This is a genomic window from Protofrankia sp. CiP1_Cm_nod4, from assembly GCF_982290645.1.
This window is the reverse complement of record NZ_CEVIVC010000125.1, coordinates 10519-14969: the sequence shown is the minus strand read 5'-3', so window position 1 is coordinate 14969 and position 4451 is coordinate 10519. Positions and strand designations below refer to the sequence as shown.

The following is a 4451-nucleotide window of genomic DNA, read 5'->3' as shown; positions in this document are numbered from 1 at the left end:
ACGTGGGGTGGGCCGCGCCGCCCACCGGGCTGTCGGCGCCACCGGGCACGATGAAGCGGGGCCCGGCCAGCCTCAGCACGTCCCGGGCCTCGTCCCGGGTGGACGGTGACACCACCGCCACCGGGCGCCGCCCGTACACCCAGCGGCTTCCCGGCGTCTCCAGCAGCTGCCCGGCCCTAGCCACCGGCGCCGGGAAGTAGAGCGGGAACTGCCGCTGGTGGACGTGGTGCAGGACCTGGACCACCGCGGTGCCCGCGGGCAGCGCCAGCGGGCTGAAGAACGGGATGCCGTTCTGGCAGTCCACCACCGCGTCGACCCCGCGGCGGTCACGCAGCAGCCGGGCGAGGACGGCCGGGTACACCCCGAACGTGCCGCCGCGGCGGTGGATCTCGACGCCGCGGACGGTGGCCGACCGGGCCTGCCCGGCCGGCCGGGCGGTGAGCAGGCTCACCCGGGCGCCGGCCGCGGCGAAGCGCTCGGCCACCGACTGGCAGTAGAGTTCAGCACCACCGGCCTGCGGGTGGTCGAGATCACGCCAGTTGAGGAACACCACACGACGGCCGGCGAGCGCGTCGATCCACCTGCTCAGACTGCCTGTGGGCGCTGCGGTCACGGGCACCGGCGACTCCTTTCACGGACGGGCTGTCGTCAACCTGCTGACGCCGGTGGCGCAGCCCCCGCCCCAGCCCGCGACGATGGTGCCAGATCGCAGGGACCGGACGTCGCTGGGACGCGGGCGGTGGCTTACCGTGGATCAGCGATGCCCGGCAAAGGGCGGCAAAATGGATCCGCGCAAGCGGGGCCGGGCGGAAGGAGACGGGTGACGAACGTCGGACGTGCGGCGCTCGCGCGTGCCCTCCAGGGGCCCGGGGTGCTCGCGGCCGCCGGGTTCGCTGTCAACGGCGGCAACCTGCTGGCCAACCTGGTGTTCGCCCGGGCGCTCGACGCCGCCAACTACGGCGCGCTGGTCGTCCAGACCGGAATCTTCCTGATCCTGTCGATGGGCGGCTCCGCCCTGCAGATCGCGGTGGTGCAGCGGGACACCTCCGCGCCCGGCCACACCCGGCACCAGCGGGGGTTCTGGATCCGCCGGCTGCGTGGCGTCTGCGCGGTCGGGGTGGCCGTCGCCGGTGTCCTCGGCCTGCTGGCCGCCAGGCCCGCGGCGACGGTGCTGTCCTATCCGCATCCGCTGGCGATCGCGGAGGCGGTCGTGGCCGCGGGGGTGTGGGTGTCGCTGTCGGTCGAGCGCGGCCTGTTGCAGGCCCGCCGCTCCTATCAGGACCTGGCCCGCAACTTCGTCCTGGAGGGCGCGGCCCGGATCGCCGTCACCATCGGTCTGATGTTCGCCGGGCTGGGCGTCAACGGCGCGGGCCTCGGCCTGATCGTCGGTATCGCGCTCGCGACCGAGCACGCTCGGCGGCGTAGCGCGCGGACATCACGCAAAGTAGCGGATATCCGGTGTGCGGCCACCTGTGACGAGCGGATCGGCTCCACCGGGCCGATCCTCCTGCCGCCCGTCTCCACGGTGCGCACCAGGCACGCCCTGCGGCGCGACACGACAACCGCGCTCGCCGCGCTCGTGCCGCTGGCCATGCTGCAGAACATGGACGTGGTCATCGTCGGCTGGCTCAATCCCGGCTCGGTCGGGCCGTACGCCGCCATCGCCACGGCCTGCAAGGTACCGGTGTTCATCGGGCTGGCCGTGGCGAACTTCCTGCTGCCGGAGGCGGCCCGCCGCCGGCAGCAGGGCCGTCCCGCCACGGCGGCGCTGCTCGCGGCGGTCGGCTGGGTGATCGCTCCCGGGCTGCTGCTGGTGGCGGTCGGCGCGGTGGCCGCCCGGCTCCTGCTGTCGGAGGTCTTCGGCCCTGAGCTGACCGCGGGCGCGCCCGCGCTGTGGGTGCTGGCGCTCGCCATGACCTGCCTGGCCGTGACACTGCTGTTCACCAACTACCTGCTGGGCGCGGGCCGCCGCGGCGTGGTGGGTGTGCTCGCGGCCGGGACCGTGCTGACCGGCGGTGGACTGATCATGGCTGGTGGGGATCTGGTCGCCACCGCGACGATGGCGCTCGTCTGCCAGGCCGTGACCGTCTCGCTGGCCGGCCTCATGGTGGTGCGGGCGCACTCGCCCGCAGTGCTGGCGATGGCCGCGGGCACGCCGCCGGGCCAGGCGGCCGGCCCGGCGGCGCGGGCCCAGCCGGGCGGGCGGCCCGGCGGCTGGGAGCCGGCTGCCGGCCAGCGATCGGGCAGGTGGCCCCGCCGCGACCCGGCCAGCCTGGTGGGAGGGCATGACCGGGAGACGGTCCGCGAGCCGGAGGCGCTCATCCTCAGCCGCGCCGAGTAGCCGTCAGCGATCGTCTGATCGTCTGATCGTCGATCAGAGCTGGCGAACGTGCCGCTGGGCGGGGATCCGGTGCCACCGGGCCTGCCGGGGCGGTTCCGGGCGGCGCTGAACCGGCCCCAGGCCGAGCCCCAGGCCGAGCCCCAGACCGAGCCCCAGACCGAGCCCCAAACCGAAAGGTAGGTCACCCGACAGGTTTTCCGATCCCGGCGAACCCGGGCCATGCGCTCATCGGACACTAGGAGGCATGCGTCGGGATTCCGTACCGGGGGGGCACACGCCAACACCCGGTGACGTATCCCCTCGTGCCGGTGACCGGCCGGCGGGCCGGCGCGAGCCGGTGGTCCCGCCCCGGGAGTGGATTCCGGTCCGCCTCCGGCGCCGTCCGGCCGCCCCGGCGGAGCGCGAGCCGGCCGTCCCGGTGGCCGTTCCCGCCGCCGTGCCGCCCGCCGCCGTGCCGCCCGCCGCCGTGCCGCCCGCCGCCGCGTCCGCGCCGACGCCTGTCGCCGTGCCGCCCGCCGCCGTGCCCGCGCGGGTCACCGCCAGCGCCGCCCCCGCGCCGTCGTCCCATGGTGCCCACGCGGCAGGACAGGAACACCGGGAGCATCAGGAACGGCGGGAATGCGAAGAATGCCATGAACGTACGGACACCTGCGCATGCCCGGACCGGCCGCGGGCGAAACGGCGGGGCGTGACCCGCCGCTGGGCGGTGGCCGGCGCGACCACGGCGGGGCTGGGCGCGCTCGCCGGCACGGCCAGGCTGCTGTTCGGCACGGAACGTATCTACGATCACGGCGATACCGCCGGCATGGGCGCGCTCGCGCTGTTCGGCGCGCCCGGCAGCTTCGGCGACCTCGACAGCTCCCAGGACGGCGTCAGGGACACCCGGATCGTCACGGTGGACGTGCCCGGCTGGGGTTTCGGCCCCGGTCAGGCCGCCTACATGTCGACCGTCACCTCCGACGGGACGGTTTTCACCGCGACCACGCCGTTCTCGGACAACCAGGCCCAGCCCACCGGGACGGGGATGGAGATCGCGGCGTTCGAGCCCGGCTCGATGCGTTTCACCCGGCTGGTCGTGCCGTCGAGCACCGGGCGGACGCAGCTGCCCCGGGCCGATACGGGGTTCCGTGGCGTCGGCGGCGCCGACGTCGCCGACGTGATCGTGACCGGTTCGGCTCCGGACGAGCGGGTGATGTTCGTCTCGGCCGTGTCGTACTTCGGCTGGGACACGGCGGTGTACGGGGAGCTGCCGGCGCTCGGGCAGATCCGCCGTCCCGCTCCCGGCCAGCCCTGGAGCTACGATCCGACGCGGTCGTGGACGACCGACCAGCTTGCGGCGGCCGCGCCGCCGGAGGCGGCCGCGAACGCCTTTCCGCACGAAGGCCGCGGGGAGCCGCGGTGGTCGCGGGGCCCGGCCGCGATCGGCCGGCTGCCGGCCAGCGGCCACCTGGTGATCGCACAGTACTTCGGGTCCTCGAGCCTGGGCACCGACCAGGGGGCGCTGCTGGTCGTGGACACCGCGGGCCGGGTACGCGCGTCCTGGCAGTACCCGGAGGTCCAGGTCTTCGGCGTGCCGGTGGTGGTCAATCCCCGGGAGGTCGTCACCGACCCCACGTCCACGGCCGGCGACGAGCGCTTCGTGTTGATCAGTGACTGCCGGACCGCTGACAACCGGGTGGTCCCCTTCCCGGTCCAGGAGTTCTCCTATTCGGCGGGCGGCGCGGGCCAGGGGAGCGGGACGATCACTCCCTGTAGCACCGCGGTGCGGGCCGCGGTGGACGGCTCCCGCATGGAGACCGCGTGCTTCGACGACAACGGCACCCTGTACGTCGCCCGCACCCACGCGGACGGGCTGCACGCGGCGACGCTCGCGGTCTATCCGAAGATCGACGGTAACCGTGGCCTGGTCACCCGCACCCCGGCGACCGACGGCTGGCCGTGGCGTAGCTGGGGGGTGCCGAACCCGCCGGAGCATTTCGTGGCGGGCACCGACACGGGCGGCCTGGTCCGCAGCATCGTGTTCGATCCGGCCAGCGGGGCGGTCGTGCTCGCCGGTCTCGACGGCACGGTGCGGGCCGTCCGCCCGTCCGGCCGGGGCAGGCGGATGACG

At 74.7% G+C, this 4451-nt stretch carries 3 protein-coding genes; 2 read left to right on the top strand and 1 reads right to left on the bottom strand.

The features are described 5' to 3' along the window. Positions 1-619: glycosyltransferase family 4 protein (locus AC5LSR_RS19140; RefSeq protein ID WP_493468756.1), on the bottom strand; the 619-nt coding region annotated here is incomplete at its 3' end. Between the two features lie 201 nt (positions 620-820). Between AC5LSR_RS19140 and AC5LSR_RS19135 the strand changes: the two genes are divergently transcribed. Further along, a complete protein-coding gene (locus tag AC5LSR_RS19135; protein ID WP_493464490.1) occupies positions 821-2341 on the top strand; it encodes a lipopolysaccharide biosynthesis protein in 1521 nt (506 codons plus the stop codon). 418 nt (positions 2342-2759) lie between these two features. Then, the coding region (locus tag AC5LSR_RS19130) for a hypothetical protein (RefSeq protein ID WP_493468755.1) at positions 2760-4451 on the top strand (1692 nt) is incomplete at its 3' end.